The 23,488-nt window shown below is 64.5% G+C and carries 16 protein-coding genes; 8 read left to right on the top strand and 8 right to left on the bottom strand.

Features of this window, described 5'->3' with window-relative positions; genetic code table 11:
* Window positions 1-36: 36 nt before the first annotated feature.
* On the bottom strand, window positions 37-2,991 hold the full coding sequence (locus tag BMY06_RS33790) for a CheR family methyltransferase (protein ID WP_074987335.1): 2,955 nt from the start codon (window positions 2,989-2,991) through the stop codon (window positions 37-39).
* A 190-nt stretch (window positions 2,992-3,181) separates the two neighbouring features.
* Here BMY06_RS33790 and BMY06_RS33785 point away from each other — a divergent pair, with 190 nt between their 5' ends.
* From BMY06_RS33785 to BMY06_RS33765, 5 genes are all read left to right on the top strand, one after another.
* Window positions 3,182-3,460 (top strand): hypothetical protein, encoded by a 279-nt coding sequence (locus BMY06_RS33785; protein WP_074987334.1) that lies wholly within the window; start codon window positions 3,182-3,184, stop codon window positions 3,458-3,460.
* Window positions 3,461-3,696: 236 nt separating this feature from the next.
* Complete coding sequence (locus BMY06_RS33780) at window positions 3,697-7,776, top strand: CheR family methyltransferase (RefSeq protein ID WP_074987333.1); 4,080 nt, start codon at window positions 3,697-3,699, stop codon at window positions 7,774-7,776.
* A gap of 28 nt (window positions 7,777-7,804) precedes the next feature.
* Window positions 7,805-8,416 (top strand): recombinase family protein, encoded by a 612-nt coding sequence (locus BMY06_RS33775; protein WP_065065781.1) that lies wholly within the window; start codon window positions 7,805-7,807, stop codon window positions 8,414-8,416.
* A gap of 330 nt (window positions 8,417-8,746) precedes the next feature.
* Window positions 8,747-10,432 carry a sensor histidine kinase gene (locus BMY06_RS33770; protein WP_161495528.1) on the top strand — a complete coding sequence of 562 codons (1,686 nt, stop codon included), beginning with the start codon at window positions 8,747-8,749 and terminating at the stop codon, window positions 10,430-10,432.
* A gap of 120 nt (window positions 10,433-10,552) precedes the next feature.
* Window positions 10,553-11,563: a chemotaxis protein CheB gene (locus BMY06_RS33765; RefSeq protein WP_074987331.1), complete on the top strand. Its 1,011-nt coding sequence runs from the start codon at window positions 10,553-10,555 to the stop codon at window positions 11,561-11,563.
* A 40-nt stretch (window positions 11,564-11,603) separates the two neighbouring features.
* On the opposite strand, the gene BMY06_RS33760 is transcribed toward BMY06_RS33765, so the two are convergent.
* Window positions 11,604-11,825 carry a hypothetical protein gene (locus BMY06_RS33760; RefSeq protein WP_074987330.1) on the bottom strand — a complete coding sequence of 74 codons (222 nt, stop codon included), beginning with the start codon at window positions 11,823-11,825 and terminating at the stop codon, window positions 11,604-11,606.
* A 177-nt stretch (window positions 11,826-12,002) separates the two neighbouring features.
* On the opposite strand from BMY06_RS33760, the gene BMY06_RS38250 reads away from it, so the two are divergent.
* The 3 genes from BMY06_RS38250 to BMY06_RS33745 all read left to right on the top strand — a co-directional run bounded on the left by BMY06_RS38250 (window position 12,003) and on the right by BMY06_RS33745 (window position 16,047).
* Complete coding sequence (locus BMY06_RS38250) at window positions 12,003-12,383, top strand: DUF2934 domain-containing protein (protein ID WP_390971716.1); 381 nt, start codon at window positions 12,003-12,005, stop codon at window positions 12,381-12,383.
* Entirely contained in the window at window positions 12,380-13,015 is a 636-nt protein-coding gene (locus BMY06_RS33750; protein ID WP_244174739.1) for a pyridoxamine 5'-phosphate oxidase family protein, read from the top strand. The genes BMY06_RS38250 and BMY06_RS33750 overlap by 4 nt, the downstream gene beginning before the upstream one ends.
* A gap of 332 nt (window positions 13,016-13,347) precedes the next feature.
* On the top strand, window positions 13,348-16,047 hold the full coding sequence (locus BMY06_RS33745) for an excinuclease ABC subunit UvrA (protein ID WP_074987329.1): 2,700 nt from the start codon (window positions 13,348-13,350) through the stop codon (window positions 16,045-16,047).
* A gap of 930 nt (window positions 16,048-16,977) precedes the next feature.
* On the opposite strand, the gene BMY06_RS33735 is transcribed toward BMY06_RS33745, so the two are convergent.
* From BMY06_RS33735 to BMY06_RS33710, 6 genes are all read right to left on the bottom strand, one after another.
* Window positions 16,978-18,351 carry a PQQ-dependent sugar dehydrogenase gene (locus tag BMY06_RS33735; protein ID WP_074987328.1) on the bottom strand — a complete coding sequence of 458 codons (1,374 nt, stop codon included), beginning with the start codon at window positions 18,349-18,351 and terminating at the stop codon, window positions 16,978-16,980.
* Window positions 18,344-18,793: a DUF2231 domain-containing protein gene (locus BMY06_RS33730; protein WP_074987327.1), complete on the bottom strand. Its 450-nt coding sequence runs from the start codon at window positions 18,791-18,793 to the stop codon at window positions 18,344-18,346. Before BMY06_RS33730 ends, BMY06_RS33735 begins: the two co-directional genes overlap by 8 nt.
* Window positions 18,794-19,156: 363 nt before the next feature.
* A complete protein-coding gene (locus BMY06_RS33725) occupies window positions 19,157-20,059 on the bottom strand; it encodes an SDR family oxidoreductase (RefSeq protein ID WP_074987326.1) in 903 nt (300 codons plus the stop codon).
* Window positions 20,060-20,171: 112 nt separating this feature from the next.
* A complete protein-coding gene (locus tag BMY06_RS33720; protein ID WP_065065787.1) occupies window positions 20,172-21,824 on the bottom strand; it encodes a GMC family oxidoreductase in 1,653 nt (550 codons plus the stop codon).
* Window positions 21,821-22,543 (bottom strand): gluconate 2-dehydrogenase subunit 3 family protein, encoded by a 723-nt coding sequence (locus BMY06_RS33715; protein ID WP_074987325.1) that lies wholly within the window; start codon window positions 22,541-22,543, stop codon window positions 21,821-21,823. Before BMY06_RS33715 ends, BMY06_RS33720 begins: the two co-directional genes overlap by 4 nt.
* Window positions 22,540-23,472, bottom strand: a complete 933-nt coding sequence (locus BMY06_RS33710) for a hypothetical protein (protein ID WP_074987324.1) — start codon at window positions 23,470-23,472, stop codon at window positions 22,540-22,542. The genes BMY06_RS33715 and BMY06_RS33710 overlap by 4 nt, the downstream gene beginning before the upstream one ends.
* Between the last annotated feature and the right edge of the window lie 16 nt (window positions 23,473-23,488).

The raw sequence follows: 23,488 nt of genomic DNA, 5'->3' as shown, positions 1-23,488 counted from the left end.
GCTGCCGCCGTGCGGGCGGGGTGGCGGCAGCGGCGATCAATGCAGCGGCTGCGTATCCTGCATCTGGAGATGCCGCCAGATGATGATGCCGGCTGTGTGTGTGAACGCTGCGGCCAGCTCGATATCGAGTTCCGAAGGCATTCGTGGCTCTTCGAAATACATCGCAAGCGAACCCACGAGCGTGCCTTCCGAGGTTTCCACCGGAAACGACCAGCAGCCGCGATAGCCGAACCGCTTCGCCAGCCACGTCCACGCTCGCCACCTGGGCTCGTCGAGAACATCGCGTGTCACGACCGGTCTGCCGGTCGCCACGGCCAGCCCGCAGGCCAGCGACTCGGTGGAGATGCGAAATCCCGCCACGCACCGGGCGTAGGCGTCGGACATGCCCACCACGTGATTGAGCACGTCGCCCTCGGCGATATAAAAGGCGCAACGGCGTTTGTCGTCCGCCTGACTGACCAGCGAGCGGATCAGGATGCCCAGCGAGCTATCGAGCGGCCGACCGTTCATGGCCGACTGGAACGCCTCTTTCTGGGCGGACAGCCACGCCTGGTTGCGCCGCAGGGCCACTTCCGCACGGGTCCGGTCGGTGATGTCGGCGAAAGTGATCGCCACGCCGGCCACCGCGCCGGTCTCAGACACATAGGGAAACGTCTTGCGCAGAAACGATCTCCCTTCGTCATTCGCGACGATCGCGTGACGGGCGGCGCCCGAATCGAGCACGGTGGCGATGTCGGTGTAGAAGTTGAGGTCGGAAAATTTGGGCACGAGATCGGCGATGCTTCGGCCGATATCGGCAGGCGCCAACGGCAGCACGTCCCGCATGGACGGCGTGAACCAGCGGACCTTCAATTCCCGGTCGAGAAAAATCGTCATGATCGAGCCGGCAAGCAGGACGCGGCTCTGCATGGCCAGTTGCACGACGTGATCCTGCAAGCGGGTATTGGCTTCGTTCAGATCGTCGTTGCTACGGCTGAGTTCGTCGTTGGATGCCGAGAGTTCCTCGTTGAGCGCCTGCAACTCCTCGCGCGACGCTTCCAGTTCCTCGCGCGAGATGTTCGCCTGCTCCGAGGCATCGACGTCCAGCGCGGCGTCGCCGGTTAGATCGGCGTGCATGTCCCGTCCGGCGAGGGTGTCCGGCGCATCGGGATCGCGAATGAACGAGACGAGAATCCGCATGCATCGCGCGTCAGCCGGGGTATCGAGCGGCGTGAGGCGCACGGCCATTGAGGTGTCGCCCGTGGCGCGGTCGAACAATTGGGTCAGGACAAGCGGCTTTCGCTCGTTCAGCGCGTCCCGCACGGAGAGGCGAAGGTGCGCGGACCATTGGCGTGGCACCAGATCGGTCAGCTTGAGCGTCGGTTCACCGGCGGGAAGTTTGAGAATGGTTTCCGTGTTGCCGTAGATCCGCAGGACAGTGCATTCATCGTCGATCAGCACCGACGGGATGTTGGCCTGTTCCTGCGCCGTTCTCAGGACGGCGAGGTTGGCCGCACCCGCGGCGGCAGGACGTTTGCGGGGCGGGGCAGATTCGCGTGCGTCGGGCGCGGCTCTGATCTTGCGGTGAATATTCCAGAGCCGCGAGACGGCCAGGAAGTCTTGCTGGTCGAGCGGATATGGCTCGCTCCTGCCCAGAAAAAGGCAGCCGCCCGTGCGCAACGCGCGATGCAGGGCATGGAGTACGTCCCGGGCGGTCTCGGGCTTGAGATAGATGAGCAGATTCCGGCAGGTGACGAGGTCGAGGTCCGCGAAGGGCGGGTCGGCGAGCAGATCGTGCGGGGCGAAAACGATCTTCTGCCGCAGCGCCCGTTTTACGCGGTAAGCGCCGTCCGTCCGGTAAAAATAGCGAGCGCGTCGCTCGTCGGACAGCCCGGCAAGCGCGGACTCGCTGAATATGCCCCGGCTGGCTCGGGCGACGAGTTCCGGCGCCGCATCGGTGCCGAACACCTGGAAGTTGACCGCCTTGCCGCGTTCGCGGGCCGCTTCGTCGAGCAGCATGGCGACGGAATAGGCTTCCTCGCCACTCGAGCAGGCCGAGGTCCAGACGCGGATTGGCTCTTGACCCGCGTAGTCGTCGACGAGCGGGAGCAGCACGTCGTCGAGAAGCACGGTCCAGGCCTGCCCGTCACGAAAGAACTCGGTGACGTGGATCGGAATGCCGCGCATCAGCGATTCGAGTTCGACGGGGTCGTCTTCGATCAGCGAGGCGTAGTCTTCGAACGACCAGACCTTGCGCGTATCCATGCGCTGCTGGATGCGCCACAGCAAGGGCGACGGTTTGTAACCGGAGAGATCGAAACCCACCTGTTGCTGGATATGCTGAACGACGCGGCCTAGTGAGGCGGCGGCGGGGCTGGTCCATCCGGTGGATCGCACCGGGCGCACATAGGCGGGATCGGCGCACGCCACGAGTTGCTGGGCGATCGCGCTTACGGGCAGCACGTGATCGTGAAGGCCGCGATGCAGGATGGCAGTCGGCATGCCGTCGTACATGGCGGTGAGCGGATCCTGAATGATGACGATGCCGCCGGCCTGCCGCAGGCAGACCGCGCCAGCCGCGCCATCCATCCCCGTGCCGGAAAGGACGACGCCCACCGCGGGCCGCGCCGGGTGCAGCGCCAGGCTTTCGAGAAAGGCGTCGATTGTATCGATCCCCGGTCGACGGCACCCGCCTTCGACCGGACGTGTCCGGAACAGCCCTTCTTCGAGGGTCAGAATGCTGCCGGAAGAGGGCACGTAAATGCAGTCGATTTCGGGCTGCATGCCGTCGGTCGTGCGATAAACCGGGATGCGCGTCCACTTCGCGATCAGGTCCGCGAGCCGGCTTTCGCGATCGGGCGGCAGGTGCTGGAGCACGACGAGCGCAAAAGGCAGATGCGCCGGGAGTCTGGCGACAAGCTTTTGCAGCGCGGCAATGCCGCCCGCCGATGCGCCCACGGCAAAGACCGGCGCGTGGGCGTTTGCTCGATGTGCTGGGTCGCTGGCGGCCATAACACGCTCCTGCTGCACCGGCTATCTGAAGTCCGCACTGGACGTCATGGATCGCGATTCCAGCCTGTGCGGGAGCCACGAGGTGCATATTGAAGGGTACACCCGAACGTCGCGCCGCAGAGCCACAGAGTCCGATGCGGGGGGCGTGGGAAATGCGCACTGACGTTCAACGGAACGACAGGAGAACGTCATGTATTCCGTCGATGATTATTTCGTCGAATGTCTGGTCGAGCATAGCGCCGGCGACGGCTGGACGGCGTGTGCCCGCATCTCCCGCAAACGCGATTATCGGAAAGCCGCGGATGTCCCCAAAGCGCTCTTCGAGACCTCGGTCGAATGCCCAACGAAGCGTGACGCCGAACGCGCCGCCGTGAAATGGGTGCGGTCGCAGCTGCCCAAACGTCGCGAAGAATTCGAAGAGGCGCTGGATGCACCGTCCGGTGTGCTGGAGGTGAGCGGCAGGCAGTAAATTTGGCGTACGCGAGTCGGGTCCGTCGTCTAAGGTTGCGTACATGAGAGGCGCATCGCTGCCGTCGGCAGCCGCTCCGGTGGGCATAAAAATTGCTCAGCCGCTTCGCCCGCGTTGGCCATCTTGAAAGACGCCACTATCGTGCCCCGGGGCCAGGACGGATAATGGCGGTCTGCAACCCGTCGCGCCTGCCCGGCGTGCCGCGGACACGACTCTCTCTACAGGATCAGCCAGCCATGGTGAAACGACGTGGGCACATCATTCCGAGCCAGGCCAAATATCCGATTGTCGGGATAGGGGCGTCGGCGGGCGGTTTGAGTGCGCTCCAGGAGCTGTTCGAGGCTTTGCCCGGCCGCACCTCGATGGCGTTCGTCGTGATCGTCCATCTCGCGCGGGACTACGAGAGCAATCTGGCCTCGCTGCTCCAGAAAGCCACTGCCATGCCGGTGCTGGAAGTGAAGGAAGCGACGCCCATTCTGCCCGATCACGTTTATCTGATCGCCCCGTCGCTCGATCTGACGATGGTTGACGACTACCTGCGCGTCACGCCGAGCCAGCCCGAAGAGGGCCGCCGATCGGCCATCGACGTGTTCTTCCGCACGCTCGCCGAGGTGCATCGCGAACGCGCGATGGGCATCGTGCTCTCGGGTGCGGGTTCGGACGGTTCGGCCGGCCTCGCCCGCATCAAGGAGATGGGCGGCATCACCTTCGCGCAGGATCCGTCGGAAGCGGAATACGAGAGCATGCCGCGCAGCGCGATCGCCACGGGCATGGTCGATTTCGTGCAAACCGCCGCCGAAATGCCCCAGAAGCTGCTCGATTTGTGGAATACGGCGCGCGAGATCCAGATGCCCGTCATCGAACGCACCGAGCGCAACGACGCCGTGGCGAACGAGGTGGCCGAGCGAGCGCTGCGCGAAATCATGATCATCCTCCGCACGCGAACCGCGCACGATTTTCGCCATTACAAGCGCGCGACGGTCATGCGCCGTATCGAGCGCCGCCTGCAGGTCAACGGCATCACCGACCTTCAGGCCTATCGCGACTTCCTGCATCTGCACCCGGAGGAAACTCAGGCGCTGTTGCAGGACATGCTGATCAGCGTGACCAATTTCTTTCGGGACAAGGAAGCCTTCGACGTACTGGAACGCGACGTGCTGCCTCCGCTCTTCGAAGGCCGCAACGAGCAGGAGCGCATTCGCGTCTGGTCGGTGGGCTGCGCGACCGGCGAAGAGGCGTATTCGCTCGCCATGCTGTTGCAGGAACGCTCGCTGAAGCTGGCGGAAGGCGCATCGTTCCAGGTCTTCGCCACCGACATTGACGAGCGCGCGATCTCGGCGGCGCGCACCGGCCTGTATCCCGATTCGATTCTCGCGGACGTCTCGCCCGCACGCGTTCGGCAATTCTTTTCGAAGGACGCGGCGCATTTCCGCATCAAGAAGGAGTTGCGCGAGCACATGCTGTTCGCGCACCACAACGTGCTCAGCGATCCGCCGTTCTCGCGGCTCGATCTCATCTGCTGTCGCAACCTGCTCATCTATCTCGACCGCGACGCGCAGATCGAAATTCTCAAGATGTTCCACTTCGCGCTCCGTCCGGGCGGCGTGCTGTTTCTCGGCAGTTCCGAGTCGGCCGATAGCGTCAGTTCGATGTTCACCGTCGTCGACAAGCGCAACCGCATCTATCGCGCGAACATGGCGGTGCGCGGCGACACGCCCGTGCCCGTGGCGATGTCGGGCGCGACGAACACGCGTCCCGTGGTCGCCACCGTACAGCCGCCGGGCCGCCGGCGCTTTTCGTTCGGCGACCTGCATCAGCGGCTCGTCGAGCAGTACGCACCGCCCAGCGTGCTCGTGAGCCGCGACTCGGAAATCGTGCATCTCTCGGATCGCGCCGGGCGCTTCCTGCAATATTCGGGCGGCGAGCCGTCGCACAACATCGTTGCTGTCGTGCGCCCCGAGCTGCGCGTGGAATTGCGCACGGCCATTTATCAGGCGCTGCATACCAATCGGAGCGTCGAGGCGCGGCGCGTGCGCATCGAGCGCGAGGGGCGTTCGTACTTCGTCAACATGACGGCGCGTCCCGTGCATGATCCGGAGGCCAATGCCGACTTCGTGCTCGTACTGTTCGACGAAGTGGAAGACAGCATGAGCGGGCCGGAAGCGACGACGGGCGATGTGCAGAAAGACCCCATCATCAGCCAGCTCGAACGCGAATTGCAGCGCACCAAGGAGCAGTTGCAGTCGACGATCGAGCAGTCGGAAACCTCGACGGAAGAACTCAAGGCCTCGAACGAGGAATTGCAGGCGATCAACGAGGAACTGCGATCGGCCACCGAAGAGCTCGAAACCAGCAAGGAAGAGCTGCAGTCGATCAACGAGGAACTCACCACCGTCAACGCGGAACTCAAGTCTAAGGTCGAGGAAACCGGCAAGATCAACGACGACTTACAGAACCTGATCGCGGCGAACGATATCGGCACGATTTTCGTCGATCGCAATATCTGCATCAAGCGCTATACGCCGCGCGCGATCGACGTGTTCAGCATCATTCCATCGGACATTGGCCGCTCGCTGCTCGACATCACGCATCGCCTCGAATACGACAAGCTCGCGGACGACGCGGCCGAGGCCTTCGATTCGCTGCGCCTGATCGAACGCGAACTCAAGAGCAACGACGGGCGCTGGTATCTAGCGCGGTTCGTGCCGTATCGCACAACCGAGGACCGCATCGATGGCGCGGTGCTCTCGTTCATCGACATCACCGGGCGTCGTCAGGCCGAAGACCGCCTGCGTGAAGGCGAGCGGCGCATGCGCATCGTGGCCGAAGGAACGCGCGACTACGCGATCATCACGTTCGATGATGGCGGCGCGATCACGAGCTGGAACGCGGGAGCGGAGCGCATTTTCGGCTACGCGGAAGCGGAAATGATCGGCCGCTCGGCCGACGTGCTCTCGACCGAGGAGGATCGCGCCAACAACGTCGCGCAGCGCGAATTCGCCGAAGCGCGGCTGAACGGCCGCACCGAGGAAGACCGATGGCACCTGCGCAAGGACGGTAGCCGTTTCCTCGCGAGTGGTGTGCTCTCGCGGCTCGACGAACCGGGCGTCAGCGGTTTCGCCAAGATCGCACGCGATCTGAGCGAATTCCAGACCGGCTCGTCGCCCCGGAGCGCGCGCGGCGAAATGCCGGCGGAAAATGGCGAGCGCGACGCGCAGCGCCGCCGCGACGAATTCCTCGCCGTGGTCTCGCACGAACTCAAGCATCCGCTCAATCTGATTTCGGCGAGCGCAGAAATGATTGCCCGCGCGCCCGAAACGCGGCAGAACCTGAATCTCTCGCGCGCCACCGACACGATCCGACGCACGGTGATCGGCCAGGCGCAGATCATCGACGACCTGCTCGATATTTCGCGTGTGCGCACCGGCAAGCTCTCGATCGTGCGCACCATCGTGGATATGCGGGAAATCGTGCAGCGCGTGGCGAGCGCGGTGCGCGAGGAAGCGGAACACCGTGGCCTCGCGCTGCATGTTTCGACGGGCGCGGTTCCCGTGATCGTGCATGCCGACCTGACGCGTGTCGAGCAGATCGTCTGGAACCTCGTCAGCAATGCGCTGAAGTTTACGTCGCGTGGAGCGGTCAGCGTGACGCTGGAAGTCAGCGAACATGCCGAAGCCGTCTTTCGCGTGGCTGATACCGGCAGCGGCATCGAGCAGTCGCTGTTGCCGCACGTCTTCGACATGTATCAGCAGAGCCGCGATTCCGCGGTGCGCCGCTCGGGCTTGGGTATCGGACTTGCGCTCGTTCGTGATCTGGTGACGCTGCACGGCGGCGCGGTGCGCGCAGAATCCGAGGGCGCGGGCCGTGGCGCGACGTTCACGATCACGCTCCCGACGCATCGCGCCCGCTTGCAGACGCCGCACGACGACGGCGTGTCGTCTGCCTCGTTTCACGGTCTCGAGATTGTGATGGTCGATGATGACCCGACCACTGTGGAGACCTTCAAGTTGCTGCTCGAAGGCGAGGGCGCGACCGTGCGAACGGCCACGAGCGGGCCGGATGCGCTCGCGATGCTCGACGGCAACCGCCCCGACCTCGTGCTGTCCGATCTGGGCATGCCGGGCATGGACGGATTCGAGTTCGTCGGCAAGCTGCGTGAGATGCCCGCCATGGAGTCGATCGTCTGTATCGCGTTGAGCGGCTATGGCAACGAATCCGATATGCACGAGGCGCTGAGCGCCGGTTTCAACGCGCTGCTGAAGAAGCCCGTGCTGCTTGACGACCTGCTCGCTGTCGTGTCGCGCTTGCGGCAATGAGATCGCGCGAGCCGTACTGGAGAAAGGATTGGCCCACACCTATTTCTACATCAACAGCGCGAGCGACGGCAATTTTCCGGAGCAGGAACTCATACGGCTCGACAAGGCCGGTTATACCGTGGCGCTGAACCGCGTGGCGGTCGACAACGTGCCGCCGTACGTCGGCGCGCAGGAGCGCAGCGCGTTGACCAATGTGCTGCGGCGCGCGGCGGCGGGCGACGAACTGGTGGTGCTCGATCTGTCGTGCCTCGGTTCGAGCGCGCGCGACGTGCTGTCCACGTTGCTCAAATGCCGCAAGGAAAGGATCGCCGTTCGCTGCGTCGAACTCGGTGCTATCGACCTCGCCGGTCGTCCGGAGCCGGCCGCGTTCAAGATGCTGCGCGCCGTGGTGCGCCTCGAAACCGCCACGCGCAGCGAACGCAGCAGTTTGAGCCTCAAGCTTGCGCAACAGTGTGGGCGTTCCACCGGGCGTCCTGTGTCGCTCTCCGGTCAAGATCGCGAGCGCGTCGCCGCCCTGCTGAAAAAAGGCGTGTCTGTAAGCGAGACAGCGCGCCGGTTCGGCACCTCCCGGCAGACCGTCATGCGCATACGCGCTGCTTTCTCGGCCCCCAATATTCCCACCGTTGCCCGGCGCGCCTGAAAGCGGCGCGAGCACGACCCGTCCCTGCGCAGCCCCGCTCGCCAACGAAGGGCAGATGTCCGCAAGCGACCCTTTACGGACAAGCTCAACACGTCCACAAATCACTCCCATTGGGCTAGGCTGTCCTTAACGGTCGCGCTGCGGACACCGGAACTCAGCCTTCAACATCGAGCCCTATCGGGCCGCCGCATTGATCGTTCCCGTTAGTGTCGAAGCGCGCGACGGATTGAACCGTCATGGGACGCCGCCGTCGCGTCGTGCATGCAAACGCGCATGAACAAACAGGAAAGACCTGCACGCCTCATATTTCCGTTGCATGCCGGAGATAGCATGGACAGCGACAACACGCAGACATTGTCTCTCGATGACGTGCTCATCACTCACGCAATGGCGCGCCGACCTCAGCGCCGGCGCGACCCGAGCGCCATCGCTACGGCCTTTGAGCAACTCGGCCGCGAGCTGGCTGGCGATTGCAGGCCCGTTTTGCAGTCTGTGTCTGAGATCGCGATTGGACTGTGCGGTGCCGATTCGGCGGGCGTCTGCGTGATCGAAACCGCGCGCCCCGACCTGTTGCATCTGTGCGTGGCCTCCGGGCCGCTTTCCCGTTATATCGGCTCTCGCATGCGCCGCGACGAGCGCCCGTGCGGGCTGGCCATCGAGCGCAACGCGCCGCAACTGTTCTACGAACCGTCGCGCCACTACGCCGCGCTGGCCCGGATTGAGCCGCGCGTCTTCGAAACCCTGGTTGTACCGTGGTCGGTGGACGGCCTGGTCGCGGGCAGTCTTTGGGCGTGCGCTCACGCGCCCGGGGAACGCTTTTACCCGGGCGACATGCGCTTGCTTGCCGATCTCGGTGCGTTCGTGGCGGCGGCGTGGCGTCTGAATCTTGCGCTCGACGCGGCGAAGCTCGCCTGTGAGCGCGAGCGCGTGAAGGACGAGTTTCTCGTGACGCTGGCGCACGAACTGCGCAATCCGCTAGCGTCGATCAGCAATGTTGTCGAGTTATGGCGGCGGGAGCGAACGGACGGGCCGCCGCCCGAACGGCCCTTGGAGATTCTCACGCGCCAGGTGCGGCACGTGACGCGCCTTGTGGACGATCTGCTCGACGTGTCTCGTATCGCTCGCGGCAAGATCGACTGCAACCTGCAACCGACGCTGCTGGCCGACGTCGTGAATAGCGCGGTGCAGACCTGCAAACCGTTTTTCGAGAAGAGTGGACAGGCGCTCATCGTCGTGCTGCCCGATGGGCCGATCCGTGTGCTGGCGGATGCGGTGCGCCTTGAACAGATCATCACGAATCTTCTGCACAATGCGGCAAAGTACAGCGAGCCCGGCGCGCAGACGCGCTTGACAATTGCGCGCGCCGACGACGGATCTGCCGAAATCGCGGTTCTCGACCGCGGTGCGGGCATTCCTGAGCATCAGCTTGCCCATATTTTCGAAATGTTCGCGCAGGCACACCGGAACACCACGGCCGGCAAACGTGGACTGGGAATCGGCCTTACGATGGTTCGAAGGCTTGTCGAACTGCATGGCGGCCAGGTCGAAGCGCGCAGCGCCGGCGTCGGCCATGGCAGCGAGTTCGTGGTGCATCTGCCGGCGTTTCACGGTGCCGACGCGACGCCGCAGGCACAAGTTGCTGATCGCATCACGGATAACGTTGTCCGCGCTACTCGCGATTTCGCTGCCGATGCATCCCGCAAGCGCGCCACGAGGCCCAGCCGGTTTCTTTCTGGATTCCCCTCTATGTCTCGCGATATGGAGCACACGCTTGCCGTTACGACCGCGGTGTTGCGCCCCGATGACTACGAGGTTTCATGCGGGCAGAAGGTGAACGCGCTGGGGAGCTATATCGGCTATCTGCGCGTGCGCCGGAAAACCGACGGCAAGCTTATCTATCCCTTCGACGGATGCGCAGTACCCGGACCATTCGCCACGCCGGACGAAGCGCGGCGCGCGGCGCTATCGATGGCGCAAGAGCTGGTGCGCCTCGACATCGCCAGTCCGGAGAGTTGAGCCGCCGCGTCGTTTTGCTCCGGGCTGCAGAAGAAATCCGCGTGCGTATCCGGGGGATCGAAGGGAAGGCACGCGCGATGCGCGTCGATTGGCATTCGTCCAGTCGATGAGGTCCGCATCGTGAACCCTCGGAAAATCGTAGTCATCGCGGCGTCGCGCGGCGGCTTTTACGCATTGCGGACCCTCGTGGCGGGTTTGCCGGCGACGTTGCCAGCGGCGGTCTGCATCGTACTGCACATTGGTCGTCACAAAAGTACGTTACCCGAATTGATGCGCGGCTGGGGGCCGCTGCACGCGACACATGCGAAAGATGGCGAAGCGTTGATCGCGGCTCGGATCTATATCGCGCCGCCGGACCGTCATCTGCTCGTCGAACGAGGTCACATGCGCCTTTCCGATAGCGCGCCGGAGAATTTTTCGCGTCCGGCCGCGGATCCGCTGATGCGCAGCGCGTCGATGGCGTACGGCAATCGAGTCGTCGGAGTGGTGCTGAGTGGCGATCTCGACGATGGCGCGGCAGGGCTCGCCATGGTGCATGCGCGCGGCGGCCAGTGTCTTGTGCAACGCCCCGCCGAGTGCGAGGCGCCTTCCATGCCGAACGCGGCGCTGCGCGCCGTGGATGGGGCCGCCATTATTGAAAGTGTGGAGACGATGGCGGCGGCCATCGTGAGCGCCGTGCATGCGGCGCCGCGCAAATCGGAGGATGCAGTGAAAGCGGACAGACTGATCAGAGAGGAGGCGGAAGTGGCTTCGCGAGGCGTCGTTTCGCCGCAGGATCTGGATCGGATAGGCCAGCGCTCCGCGCTGACTTGTCCCGAATGCGGCGGGTCACTGTGGCAACTGGAAGACGAGCGCCCGCATCGATACCGCTGCCACACAGGACACGCGTTTTCCGAATTGTCGCTGGAGGACGGCATTGTGCGCGACGTCGAACGGGCGATATGGAGCGCCGTGCGCACCGTTAGGGAGCATCGTGTGTTCGCGCGCGAACAGCACGAACGCGCGCTGCGCTCGGGCGACACCGCACGCGCCGCGAAAGAGGACTCGCGCGTCGAGCAGGCCGAGGCGCTCGATGCCATTTTGCGGGACGCGTTGCACAAGATGGCGGACAGTGAGCGAGCCGACGATTGAGGTCAGCCGCGTGTGGGGCCGACTTTCGTGCGTGCCGGGGTCACCGCCTGGCCGCCAGGTTCACATGTCGACGGCCCGCGAAGGCCAGCAGGACAGCGTCGCCGCGCGGCGTCAGCCTAGGCGATGCCGGACCGGTAACGGCTGCGTCCAGGCTCACCAGTTCGAGGCGCAGCAGGGCTGCCAGTTCGTCGTGACCGATGTCTAGCCGGGGGGCTGTATCCCGGATCACCATCAGTGTTGCGATTTCGTGTGGGCTCAACATGGCGGGTGCCTTGGGGATAAGGCGCTGGACGCGCGGTGTGACGTTGAGAGTAAACCAATCGGAAATCAAAAAATAGCGACGCCTGCCGTACGTATAGCGAGTGTTGCGGACAGAGCGCTCGGGACGATTGTGCGATTTCGCGTTTGGGCACACTCGATGCGCTATGTCGACTCGAGCATGTCCATGCTCCGCCCCGCGCGGCGGCGGTGGAAGATCCGCTACCCCGGGTTTTACATGTTTGATGCAATGGAGGCAGCGATGACAGCCGGTTCGAATCAGCAACAGAGCGTGGGAGGCAAGTCCGAGAACCGCATCGATAACGCGGTCGAAGCGACTTTTCCGGCAAGCGATCCGCCTGCCATCGGTGGGGCGACTCGCATTGATGAGGGCGCGTCCGAGCGTCACGATCGCGAAGATCGCATTCGCCAGCGCGCGTATCAACTGTGGGAACTGGCGGGCGCGCCGGAAGGCCGCCCCGACGATTACTGGCATCAGGCCGAAGCGGAAATCAACGAGGCGCAGCCCGACAAGCACAGCCGTGAGGAAAGCGGACGATGACTGCGGATTTCGGGCGTTACGAGTCCGTCGCATGGCGCGGAGAAGTCATGACACTTGCACAGATCTATTCCCGAATATGGGACTGCCTAACCCGCGCGGCGGCTGACGCGCCGCCGCAACCGTCGTCCTTCAGCACGGTGCAGGCGGCGACCGTCGGCCCTGACGGTTCGCCGAGGGTGCGCACAGTGTTACTGCGCGGAGTCAACGAGCCGGACGGTCGGCTAGCGTTTTATACAGATCGGCGCTCGCCGAAGATCGCTGAACTGGGCAGGGACCCGCGCATCGCGCTCGTCGGCGTGGATGCCATGCACAATATGCAGATACGAGTGACCGGTGAAGCGTCGATCCTGCTTGACGAAGGGGTGCGGCGGCTCGCTTGGAAATCGAGCTCCGATCAGAGCCGACGCATTTATCGGACCACGCTTGGTCCCGGTACACCAATTGACGATCCCGAAGATGCGTTTGCCAAAGGACACGGCGCCGATGAAATGGAAGGGTTCGCGAATTTTTGTGTCGTGGAAGTGCGCGTGAACACTCTCGAATGGCTAAAGCACTCGGCCAATGAGCGCCATGAGCGCGCCCGATACGTTCGAAACGGAGACGGGTGGGAGGCAGGCTGGATTACGCCGTGAAGCTGCTAGAGTGGGCTCAACCGTGCATAGCCGCCAAGGCGATTCGCCCTTACACACAGGTCATGCCACCGATAAGCGCTTGCGCGACTTGACGACCATGCTCGAATAGCCTGCAGCTGTATCTAAGTGCGGCGGTGCATGTGCAGGTGTAGGTGCAGTGATATGTCGGCATTCACCGGCAGATGATAACGACGACACCTTGTGGTTGCGTAGCTCGCGGATACAGGCTGTAAGGCGAGCGCCTTTCGCGTGGCCGAGACGCTGGCTTGGCAGAAGGATCACTTCTTGCCTGCGTTCCCGGCGTTTGCCGCCTTTCTCCGCTCCTCTTTGCCATGACAAAATTGCGACCGCCGTATCCCGCCGAATCTCGCACGGACGTGACGGCAACGTCCAAATTGGATCCAGACGGGTTCGTTCAGGTCCGCGGCGCGCGCGAGCACAACCTCAAGAGCGTCGATGTCGATGTCCCACGCAATTCGCTTGTGGTGTTCACGGGCGTATCCGGTTCAGGCAAATCGTCGCTTGCGTTCGGCACGTTGTACGCGGAAGCGCAACGGCGCTATTTCGAGTCCGTCGCGCCGTACGCGCGGCGCCTGATCGAGCAGGTCGGCGCGCCCGATGTGGATGCGATCGAAGGTCTGCCACCCGCCGTCGCATTGCAGCAGCAACGCGGAGCGCCGAACGCGCGTTCTTCGGTGGGCAGCGTGACGACGCTGTCGAGCGTCATCCGCATGATGTATTCGCGCGTGGGCAGCTATCCGCCGAAACAGCCGATGCTGTACGCCGAGGATTTTTCTCCCAATACGGTGCAAGGCGCCTGCAAGACCTGTCACGGACTGGGCCGCGTGTACGACGCAACCGAGCGCTCGATGGTCCCCGATGACTCGCTGACGATCCGCGAGCGCGCGATTGCCGCGTGGCCGCCTGCGTGGCACGGGCAGAATCTGCGCGACATCCTCGTTACGCTGGGATATGACGTCGATACGCCGTGGCGCGATCTGCCCAGGCGGGATCGCGACTGGATCCTGTTCACCGACGAGCAACCGACCGTGCCGGTCTATGCGGGATTCACGCCGAAGGAGACGCGCGCCGCGCTCAAGCGCAAGGCGGAGCCCAGCTATCAAGGCACGTTCTCCGGCGCGCGCCGCTACGTGCTGCACACTTTCGCGAGCACGCAGAGCGCGTTGATGAAGAAGCGTGTCTCGCAGTACATGATCAGCAGCGTCTGCCCCACGTGCCACGGCAAACGCCTGAAACCGGAAGCGCTTTCGGTGACCTTCGCGGGTTTCGATATCGGCGAACTCTCGCAGTTGCCCATCGCGCGGCTCGCGTCCCTGCTCGAACCCGTGTCGCGCGGCGAGTGGGCGCTCGACGCGGTGGAGAAGGGCGGCGCGGCGCTCGACCGCGAGGCGCGTCGCGCGGCCACGAAACGCCGCGTCGCGGCGGGCGGCGCGAGGCACGATTCCGCGCCGGACGTGCGCCGCACGCCCAACCTCTCGGAAGAAAAACGCGTGGCGGCGCAACGGCTCGCGATCGAGTTGCTCGACCGGCTCAAGACGCTGATCGACCTGGGGCTGGGCTATCTCTCACTCGACCGCGCGACGCCGACGCTCTCCTCGGGCGAGTTGCAGCGGCTGCGGCTCGCGACCCAGCTTTCGTCGCAACTGTTCGGTGTGGTGTATGTGCTCGACGAACCGTCGGCCGGACTGCATCCCGCCGATGGCGATGCGTTGCTCGAAGCGCTACAGCGCCTCAAGGCCGCGGGCAATTCGCTGTTCGTCGTCGAACACGATCTCGGCGTGATGCGGCAAGCCGACTGGCTGGTCGATGTCGGGCCGGACGCGGGCGAAGCGGGCGGCGAAGTGATCTACAGCGGGCCGCCGGATGGCTTGAAGCAGGTGGCCGATTCGCATACGCGCCGGTATCTGTTCGCGGACGATGACGCCCGGCCCGCGCGCACGGCGGCGCAGCGCCGCGAACCTCGCGGCTGGTTGCGGCTGAAGGGTGTGACCCGCAACAATCTTCACGCGCTGGATGCCGCCTTCCCGCTCGGATGCCTGAGCGTCGTGACCGGCATTTCGGGCTCCGGCAAATCGAGCCTCGTCAGCCAGGCGCTGCCGGATCTCGTCGCTGAGCATGTGGGCCGCGTGGCCGAGACGCCCGAAGAAGACGAAGTCGATCCGTTGTTCGCCGCCGGGTACGCCGGCACGGAAGGGCGGATTACCGCGGGCATGGAGCATATCCGTCGTCTGGTGCGCGTCGATCAGAAGCCGATCGGCCGCACGCCGCGCTCGAATCTCGCTACCTACAGCGGGCTGTTCGATCATGTGCGCAAGCTGTTCGCGCAAACGCCTGCCGCGCGCAAGCGTCGCTACAGCGCCGGACGGTTTTCGTTCAACGTCGCCCAGGGACGCTGCCCGACCTGCGAGGGCGAAGGCTTCGTGATGGTGGAACTGCTGTTTCTGCCGAGTGTCTATGCCGCCTGCTCGACCTGTCACGGCAGCCGCTACAACCCGCAGACGCTCGAAATCCGCTGGCGCGAACGCACGATCGCTGATGTGCTCGCGATGACCGTGGAGAGCGCGTGCGAATTTTTTGCGGGCGAAGCGCCGATCATGCGATCGCTCGACGTGCTCCGTGCGATCGGCCTGGGCTATCTGCGTCTTGGACAGCCCGCCACCGAACTCTCGGGCGGCGAGGCGCAGCGCATCAAGCTCGCCACGGAGCTACAGCGCGCGCAGCGCGGCGACACGCTCTACATTCTCGATGAACCGACAACGGGCCTTCATCCTTCCGATGCCGACCGGCTGCTGGAGCAGTTGCACGGTCTGGTCGATGCGGGCAACACAGTCATTCTCGTCGAGCATGACATGCGTGTGGCTGCCCAAAGCGACTGGTTGATCGACGTGGGGCCGGGGGCGGGCGACGAGGGCGGCAAGATCGTTGCAGAGGGCGTCCCCGAGGCCGTGGCGCGGCGAGCGCAAAGTCGGACCGCGCGCTACCTGCGGGACGCACTTTCGTTGGAGGATTAGTGGCAATGGATGCGCTGCAGTCTCCGGCTCGGTCTTAAGTGAGCGAAGAGGAAATGAGAGGCTTGCTGCGCCTTGAACGACCAAGCGAAACGAGCGTTTCTACGCTTTCTGCGTTGTGCACGTCATGTTAAGGAAAGATTGGCGCTAGTCGGGACGGTGCGAAGCTCTCGCCGAGCGGTGCAGGCAATGTGCCGGACAATCGTCTCTCCCGAACAGCATGAATGCTAATGCTCGGGGCTCAGCAATCGCCCCACGCAAGCCACCTGCTTAGCTTGTGGGGGCGATGTCCCTATTGGCCCTTCGTATCACTGCTCGCGTCGGCTCCGGGCGTGTTCGTCGTATCGTTCATGGGCTTTTTCGAATGCGACTTGGAATGGGAGCGATGCGTAGACTTGGAGTGAGTCGATGACGGGGTCGACGCGGCTTGATCCGCGTAGCCGCCGCTGCCTTCACCGCTCGCACCGGCCGTTCCGTTTCCCGTGCTACCCCCGCCAGTCCCGCCGTTTCCCCCAGTACCACCAGCGCCTTGGGCGAGCGTGGCGCCTGACGCGACTACGATACCGGCAAGCGCAGCAAGTAAAGTTTGACGTGCTTTCATGGCCTTCTCCATCATTGCGTTGAGAGATCGCGAACGCACCGAATGACAGACGCAGCTCGCCCCGAGCAATGCGCAGATTGCATGCCGTAAGTGGGTTGGCGGATGCAAAGTCTTTTGGCTACGAACCAGTTCGAAGAGCATCGCGGCAGACATTGCTTTAACGGCCCAATCGGACAAATGGCGTTGGGGATCTGAGCGAGCGGAGATCGAGGCCGCAGGCTATGCTGCGGCTCGCACCAGAGTCAACGGGCCCAAGCGCGTGCGACTCGACGTCGCTTGGGGTGTACGCGTGAGAGCCGTTCGCGTGGGCTAACGCCGAGCGCAATGAGTGATTAGCGCGGGGTTAGCGCTTTGGCCGGCGCACTGCTCGCCGCGTCGCCCGACGGTTTGCCCGCGCCGGTCACGCGCCAGACGGAGTTGCCCACATCGTCGGCGATGATGAGCGCGCCGTCCTGATCCTGTGTCACGCCCACGGGCGCGCCATACGACTCCTTGCTGTCGTCGGAGTTGAAGCCAGTGACGACTGGGCGCGGCGCGCCGACCGGCTCGCCGTTCGCGAATGGCACGAAAGCCACCATATAACCGCTGATGGGCGAACGGTCCCAACTGCCGTGTTCGCCGATGAACGCACCGCCGCGATAGGGCGCTGGCAGGTTCTCGCCGGTATAAAACATCAGACCCAGCGGCGCCACGTGCGATCCGATCGCATAGTCCGGTCGGATCGCCTTCGCGACGAGATCGGGGCGCTGCGGCTGCGCCCGCCGATCGACGTGCTGGCCGTAATAGCTGTATGGCCAGCCGTAGAATCCGCCTGCACGCACGAAGGTCAAGTAGTCGGGCACGAGGTCCGCGCCGATTTCGTCGCGCTCATTGGCGATGGCCCAAAGGCGTCCGGTCTTCGGTTCCCACTGAAGGCCCGTCGGATTGCGGATGCCCGAAGCGTAAATGCGGCTGCCGCCCTTGGCGATATCAACTTCGAGCACGTCCGCGCGGCGATATTCGACGTCGAGCCCGTTCTCGCCGACATTGCTGTTCGATCCTACGCCCACGTAGAGCTTCTTGCCGTCACGGCTGGCGAGTAGCGCCTTGGTCCAGTGATGATTCACCGTGTCGGGGAGGTCGGTCAGTTCGACGCCGCGGCCGTCGATATGCGTTTCACCGGGTTGGTAGGGGAACGCGAGGATCGCGTCGGTGTCGGCCACGAACAGCGTATTGCCGACTAGTTGCATGCCGAACGGCGAGTGCAATTGATCGATGAACACGAAACGATCCCATAGACCGCTGCCGTCGCTGCGTTTGCGCAGCAAGCTGATTCGATTCGCGCCTTTCGCTTTTTTGCCCGAGCGTGCGGTGATTAGCCCCGCAATTAGCTGCTTCGGCGTGGTCACCGCTTCTTCGTTCGGACTGTTCGATTCTGCTACGAGCAGGTCGCCGTTGGGCAAGGCGTACACCTGCCGCGGATGCGCGAGTCCCGCCGCGATTTTTTCGATCTTGAGGCCGGGCGCCACCTTGGGCGAGGCGCCTTCTCGCCAGCCAACGAATTTCGGCACGTCAATCGGCGGTGCGAGAAAATCATGCGCGGCAGGCATCGGCGGATTGGCGCCCGCCTGCTGCGCCGAGTCGTATTGCGCGCGGTTGCCGCAACTACTCGCGCTCAGCGTGGCCACGGCAGCGAGCGCACACGTCGATATCAGCAATCTACTCATGGCGCGTCTCCCTGGCGGCGAAGCGCGCGAGCGCGCGCATTAGTAGCGCGAGACTCAAGAATGCCACGGTGATCGCCGAGAGCACCACGTTTTGCGGCACCATCGCGTACGCATCGCGGCTATGCACAAAGGCGTTGAGGATCGCCGCGACGATGCCGACCAGGTAGAACCAGAAGTCGAGTCTTTGGAACCTCCTGGCCGGGAGGGGGGCGGACGATGGCACCCATACTTGCACGAGGTTCATAAAGCGCGGAATGATGGCGAACAGAAGTCCCACGCTGACAAGCCACGCCGCGCCCTTTCCCCAGAACACGTTGCGCGTGAGCGCGTAGGTGATGTCGAAGATCAGCGTGCCGACGAACAAGCCAAACGGAATGGGATCGAGCAGTTCGAAAAGCGCGGCGGCGAATCGCGATCGATAAGTCGTGACGAGCGGCGTCATGGTGCCTTCCTTGCGCAACGGGCGGGGTGCGTCTGTCGCGCGCATACGGCGTACCTGTTACGAGCAAGGTATTGTGATGCGCCGTGTGCCGGAGTGGAGGCTTCGCCCGAAGGGAGTGTAGCGCCGTGTGCATGCGCGGCAGGACCACCGGTAATGATCGTCGCGTGCGGAGTGACTATCGGACGCTGAAAAGAGGCGCTCAAGGCCGCAAACGACAGCACGAGCGTTCGGCACGTCGGCGTTTCGGCGGGAGGTACCGCACCGCCGACGCGGGCATTGAGTGGGGCCTTGCCGGCGACGATCCGTGTATCGCCCAGCGCGCGGGTGTAGGTCGACGACTTTCTCGGAGCGGGCGACCGGCCTTTACGGCAGATGATGCCCACCCGTCACGCCATAGACCTCTCCGGTGACGAAGCTCGATTCTTGCGAGGCCAGCAACACGTAGACGGGTGCTAACTCCGCTGGTTGCCCGGGCCGTTTCATGGGCGTTTCCGCACCAAAATGTTCCACCTTTTCCTGCGGCTGCCCGCCGCTCGGTTGCAGCGGCGTCCAGACCGGGCCCGGCGCGACGGCGTTCACGCGAATGCCGCGCGATGCGACCTGTTTTGCGAGAGCGTGTGTGAAGGCAGTAATCGCGGCTTTGGTCGAGGCATAATCAAGCAGGCCCGGGCTCGGCTGGTAGCTCTGGATCGATGATGTATTGATGATCGTTGCGCCGGGCGGCATATGCGGCAGCGCCGCCTTGCACAGCCAGAACATCGCGAATACATTGGTGCGGAACGTCGCCTCGAACTGCGCGGTTTCCAGATCGGCGATCTGCTCGACATAGTGCTGCTTGCCAGCCACGTTCACAAGAATATCCAGACCGCCGAGCTGCGCGTTGCTATCTTGCACAAGACGATGACAGAAGGTTTCATCGCCGATGTCGCCGGGCAGCGCGATCGTTTTCACGCCGGCCGCGTGGGCGAGCGCGATCACCTCCTGCGCATCACGCTCCTCGCTCGGGAGGTAGTTGAGCGCCACGTCAGCGCCTTCGCGCGCAAAGGCAATCGCTACCGCCCGGCCGATGCCGCTGTCCGCGCCGGTAATCAAGGCACGGCGCCCCTTCAGTCGTCCGAAACCTTGATAGCTCGATTCCCCATGGTCGGGCTGTGGCGTCATCTCCTGCGCGAGCCCGGGCGCGGATTGGGGCTGGCGTTCGAAGTCCGGACCCGGATACTGCTTCGTTGGGTCCTGCATGGTGTACTGATTCAGGGTCGGTGGCATAGTCGGCTCCTTCGAACATTGGATGTGGATTGACGCTGGTGCGCGGGTAACTTTCGCAGCGCAAATCCCGTTCCGTTCACACCAACCTTTCGCCCCGTTGTGAATTTAAAGCTCACAGTTCGCCGCACGCGGCCATGGTGCGAATGCGCTCAGCGGTCCGGCAGGCGATTGCCTGTATCGTCAACGAAGGATTCACGCCGCCCACCGTCGGAAACACTGAGCCGTCGCAGATCCACAGATTCGGAATATCCCAGCTTCGGCAGTCCGCATTGACGACGCTGTTGCTCGGATCGTCGCCCATCCGCGCCGTGCCGTTGAGGTGGCAAGTGTCGTCGTCCTGCGTCCAGATGTCTCGCCCGCCGGCCGCGTCGAGCGCGCGGCGCATGAAGCCGAGTGCGTGCCGCACCATCCGGCGGTCGTTGTCGTGCATTGACCACGTCACACGTGCGACGGGCAGGCCAAGTGCGTCTCGTTCGTCGGCGAGGGTCACGCGGTTGCGTTCCTGCGGCAGTGTTTCGCCGACGATCTTCAATCCGGCCTGATGGTTGTACTTCGCCATTTCGTGCGTAAGCGCGTCGCCCCAGAGACCGCGTCCGGCCTGCGTGCCGGCCCAGACGACCGGCAACGGGCCTTGGCTCATGTAGCAATAGCCGCCGAAGAAGTCCTTGCCGCGATCCGTGTAATTCCAGTGTTCGGTGAGGGCGAGCGACGGCGGCCCCTTGTACCAGCGGATCGCCTCGTCCATGGTGCCCCACGCGGCCTGGTTGAGCTGCACCATCAGATATTTGCCGACGAGTCCGGATCTGTTCGCCAGTCCGTCCGGAAAGCGCCCGTTGGCCGAGTTGAGCAGCAAACGGGGCGTCTCGATCGCATAACCGGCCACGACCACGTTGCGCGCGCGCTGGAAATGCCAGCGGCCTTCGCGATGGAAATGCACGCCGCTCGCGAGTCCCTGTGCGTTAGTTTCGATGCGGCCGACCATCGCGAGATCGCGAATCTCCGCGCCCGCGTTCACCGCGCGAGGAATCCATGTGACGAGCGTGCTCTGCTTCGCGTTGGTCGAACATCCCGTCACGCAGAAGCCGCGATAGACGCACTGATGTGCGTCGCCGCGCGGCGCGGAGAGCGTGGCGAGCGGCGTCGGCGACCACGGAATGCCAAGCGCCTCGCAGCCCCGCGCAAGCACGAGACCCGCGCCATTGACCTCGTGCGCGCGATATGGATAGCGCGGCCGCTTTGGTCCCCACGGATAGCGCACCGGTCCCGAAATACCGAGCACGCGCTCGACTTCGGTGTAATAGCGCCACATCTCGCGCCAGTCGATGGGCCAGTCCGCGCCATAGCCTAGCAGCGAGCGCGACTTGAACCATTCGGGACGAAAACGCAGCGACACCATCGCGAAATGCACCATGCTGCCGCCGACCGCCTTGCCGCTGTTGTTGCTGCCGAGCTGAAGTGGATTGTCGCCGTCGCAGAGGCGTTCGTCGGTCCAGTACAGTTTCGACTGATGGGTTTCGTCCGAGGCGAATTCTTCGAGCGGCCGCCACCACGCGCCAGCGTCGAATGCCACGACGCTGAAGCCGGCTTCGGCGAGTTTGCAGGCGAGCGTCGCGCCGCCCGCGCCGGTCCCGACAATAGCGAAATCGACCGCTTCGTCGTGCGGATATTCGCGCATCGGTATCCAGCCGCCGCGCCGGAACACATCGGGCGCGTGCCCTGCTTTGCCGCGCGGTGCCGTCTGGGCGTCGTGTGTATCTGCGCTCATGGCTGGGCTCGATGGCGTCTGGACGCCCCGATATGTGCGTTGGCGCGTCGCGCACGTGCCTTGGCCGACTCGCTGTCGTCGCGCGCTTCGACGGCTTCCCACGGATCCCGGCGATCAGCGACGAGGCGTACGTAGCCGCGCGGATTTGCCGGGCCGCCAAAACCCAGGGCGCTCCACGCTGCGGGATGCGAATAGAATGCCGAGCAGATGTCGTGCAGCACGCGCTTCGCGAAGAACACGTCGGCAGGCATGCCTTCCCATGCTCGTCCATGGAACTCGCCTCGTTGAAGCATGATGAGCAGATCGCGCTGTTGTTGCGGTTTGATATCGGCGAACGGATGGCGATGACGCCTATCGCTTTCTGCATCGAGAGCCGCGAGCCCAATACGCCACGCCTCCCGCAGCGGTGGCAGGCGGCTGTCGCGAAAGCCGTCACGGCGATCTTCGAGCAGCTTGCCGTCGACGAGCGCCGCGACGGGCACGATGGTCGCGCCCTCAGCATTCTGTGCGGGCGCGGCGATTCGGGCTTGCGCGTTTGTCTGTTGCGGCACGATGCATTCGCACAGCGCCACCAGCGCGCGCCACGCCGACGGGCCTAGCCAGCGGGCGGCGTCGTGCGTGCGCATCCGCTCGTCGATGACCCGACGTGTCGGTGTATCCCACGAAGGCGTGTCCCGCTTCGCGAGCACGTCGTAGCCTGGATAGCGGCCTTCGGTCATCGCTCGGTCTCCCGCATGCGCAGCGCCGCAAGGCCTGCCACGGCGAGGGCGCTAAAGGCAGGCGGCGCGGGCAGCGGCGGCCCGGCCAGCAGATTCTGCGACCAGTTGCGCCAGCCGCCTTGCGCGCGCGCCACGCCATTCGCGTGAAAGCCCGCGCCCGCGAAACCGAGCGCCGATGTCAGCCGCAGCCACGTGCGTGCGAATCCGCCCAGACGCCGGGCTTGCGTCGGCGCGGCTAGCGCCGCGTGCGCGAGCAGCGCGGCGCCGATGGGCGCGACGGTCACGGGTGCGTACATCGCCGGATGCTGGTAGGAGCCGCGAAAATGCAGCAGCGCCGCCTCGGCGGCCGTGCCCAGCAAACCCGCGCTCGCAACGAGCGCGAGCGCCTTGCCCGCGGGCAGGCCAAACAGACGCGGGTCGTGTTCCGGCTCATCGCGCAGTTGCTCCGCGATCGCGCCGAGCGCGCCCGACAGCAGCAGCGCGAACGGTGCACCCGCCGGTGCGCCGTAAAAGAGGTTTTGCCAGCTCCAGCCGCCCGGCCGCTTGCCCACGTTGTAGAGATGGAAGGCGGTTCCCGCCGTGCCGGTCGCGGTGGCCCCGAGCTGGATCGCGTGACGCAAGGCGTGCGAGGCCTCGGTGCGGTCGGCGCTGCCATGCAGGCTCGCGCCCAATGCTGCCGCGGCGCTCGCGAGCGCCGCGTACATGGCGCGATTCTCGAAGCCTCCGCGGTAATGCTCCATCGCGCTGTCGGCGAGCACGGAAAGCGCAAGCAGTGCCGAACCGTGATTGAAAGCGCGCGCCGCAGCGACATGTTTGCCGATGGCAGGTGCGCTGCGCGCCTCGCGCAGCGAGCGGGTCGCGACGAACGCGAGCGCGGCACCCGCCGCGAGGCTCGCCAGTCCGCCCGCAAATCGTGAAGCCTGAGTCATGTCGCCCGATCTCCGT

Source organism: Paraburkholderia tropica, assembly GCF_900109265.1.
Lineage (GTDB): Bacteria > Pseudomonadota > Gammaproteobacteria > Burkholderiales > Burkholderiaceae > Paraburkholderia > Paraburkholderia tropica.
The sequence above is the reverse complement of the archived record's forward strand: the minus strand, read 5'-3'. Positions and strand labels throughout refer to the sequence as shown.

Excerpts from the sequence above, each read along its gene's own strand:
- BMY06_RS33745 (WP_074987329.1), top strand. The coding sequence starts at position 13,348 with ATGACAAAATTGCGACCGCCGTATCCCGCCGAATCTCGCACGGACGTG.
- BMY06_RS38250 (WP_390971716.1), top strand. The coding sequence starts at position 12,003 with ATGTCCATGCTCCGCCCCGCGCGGCGGCGGTGGAAGATCCGCTACCCC.
- BMY06_RS33735 (WP_074987328.1), bottom strand. The coding sequence starts at position 18,351 with ATGAGTAGATTGCTGATATCGACGTGTGCGCTCGCTGCCGTGGCCACG.
- BMY06_RS33790 (WP_074987335.1), bottom strand. The coding sequence starts at position 2,991 with ATGGCCGCCAGCGACCCAGCACATCGAGCAAACGCCCACGCGCCGGTC.
- BMY06_RS33720 (WP_065065787.1), bottom strand. The coding sequence starts at position 21,824 with ATGAGCGCAGATACACACGACGCCCAGACGGCACCGCGCGGCAAAGCA.
- BMY06_RS33710 (WP_074987324.1), bottom strand. The coding sequence starts at position 23,472 with ATGACTCAGGCTTCACGATTTGCGGGCGGACTGGCGAGCCTCGCGGCG.
- BMY06_RS33725 (WP_074987326.1), bottom strand. The coding sequence starts at position 20,059 with ATGCCACCGACCCTGAATCAGTACACCATGCAGGACCCAACGAAGCAG.
- BMY06_RS33780 (WP_074987333.1), top strand. The coding sequence starts at position 3,697 with ATGGTGAAACGACGTGGGCACATCATTCCGAGCCAGGCCAAATATCCG.
- BMY06_RS33715 (WP_074987325.1), bottom strand. The coding sequence starts at position 22,543 with ATGACCGAAGGCCGCTATCCAGGCTACGACGTGCTCGCGAAGCGGGAC.
- BMY06_RS33730 (WP_074987327.1), bottom strand. The coding sequence starts at position 18,793 with ATGACGCCGCTCGTCACGACTTATCGATCGCGATTCGCCGCCGCGCTT.
- BMY06_RS33750 (WP_244174739.1), top strand. The coding sequence starts at position 12,380 with ATGACTGCGGATTTCGGGCGTTACGAGTCCGTCGCATGGCGCGGAGAA.
- BMY06_RS33770 (WP_161495528.1), top strand. The coding sequence starts at position 8,747 with ATGGACAGCGACAACACGCAGACATTGTCTCTCGATGACGTGCTCATC.
- BMY06_RS33760 (WP_074987330.1), bottom strand. The coding sequence starts at position 11,825 with ATGTTGAGCCCACACGAAATCGCAACACTGATGGTGATCCGGGATACA.
- BMY06_RS33785 (WP_074987334.1), top strand. The coding sequence starts at position 3,182 with ATGTATTCCGTCGATGATTATTTCGTCGAATGTCTGGTCGAGCATAGC.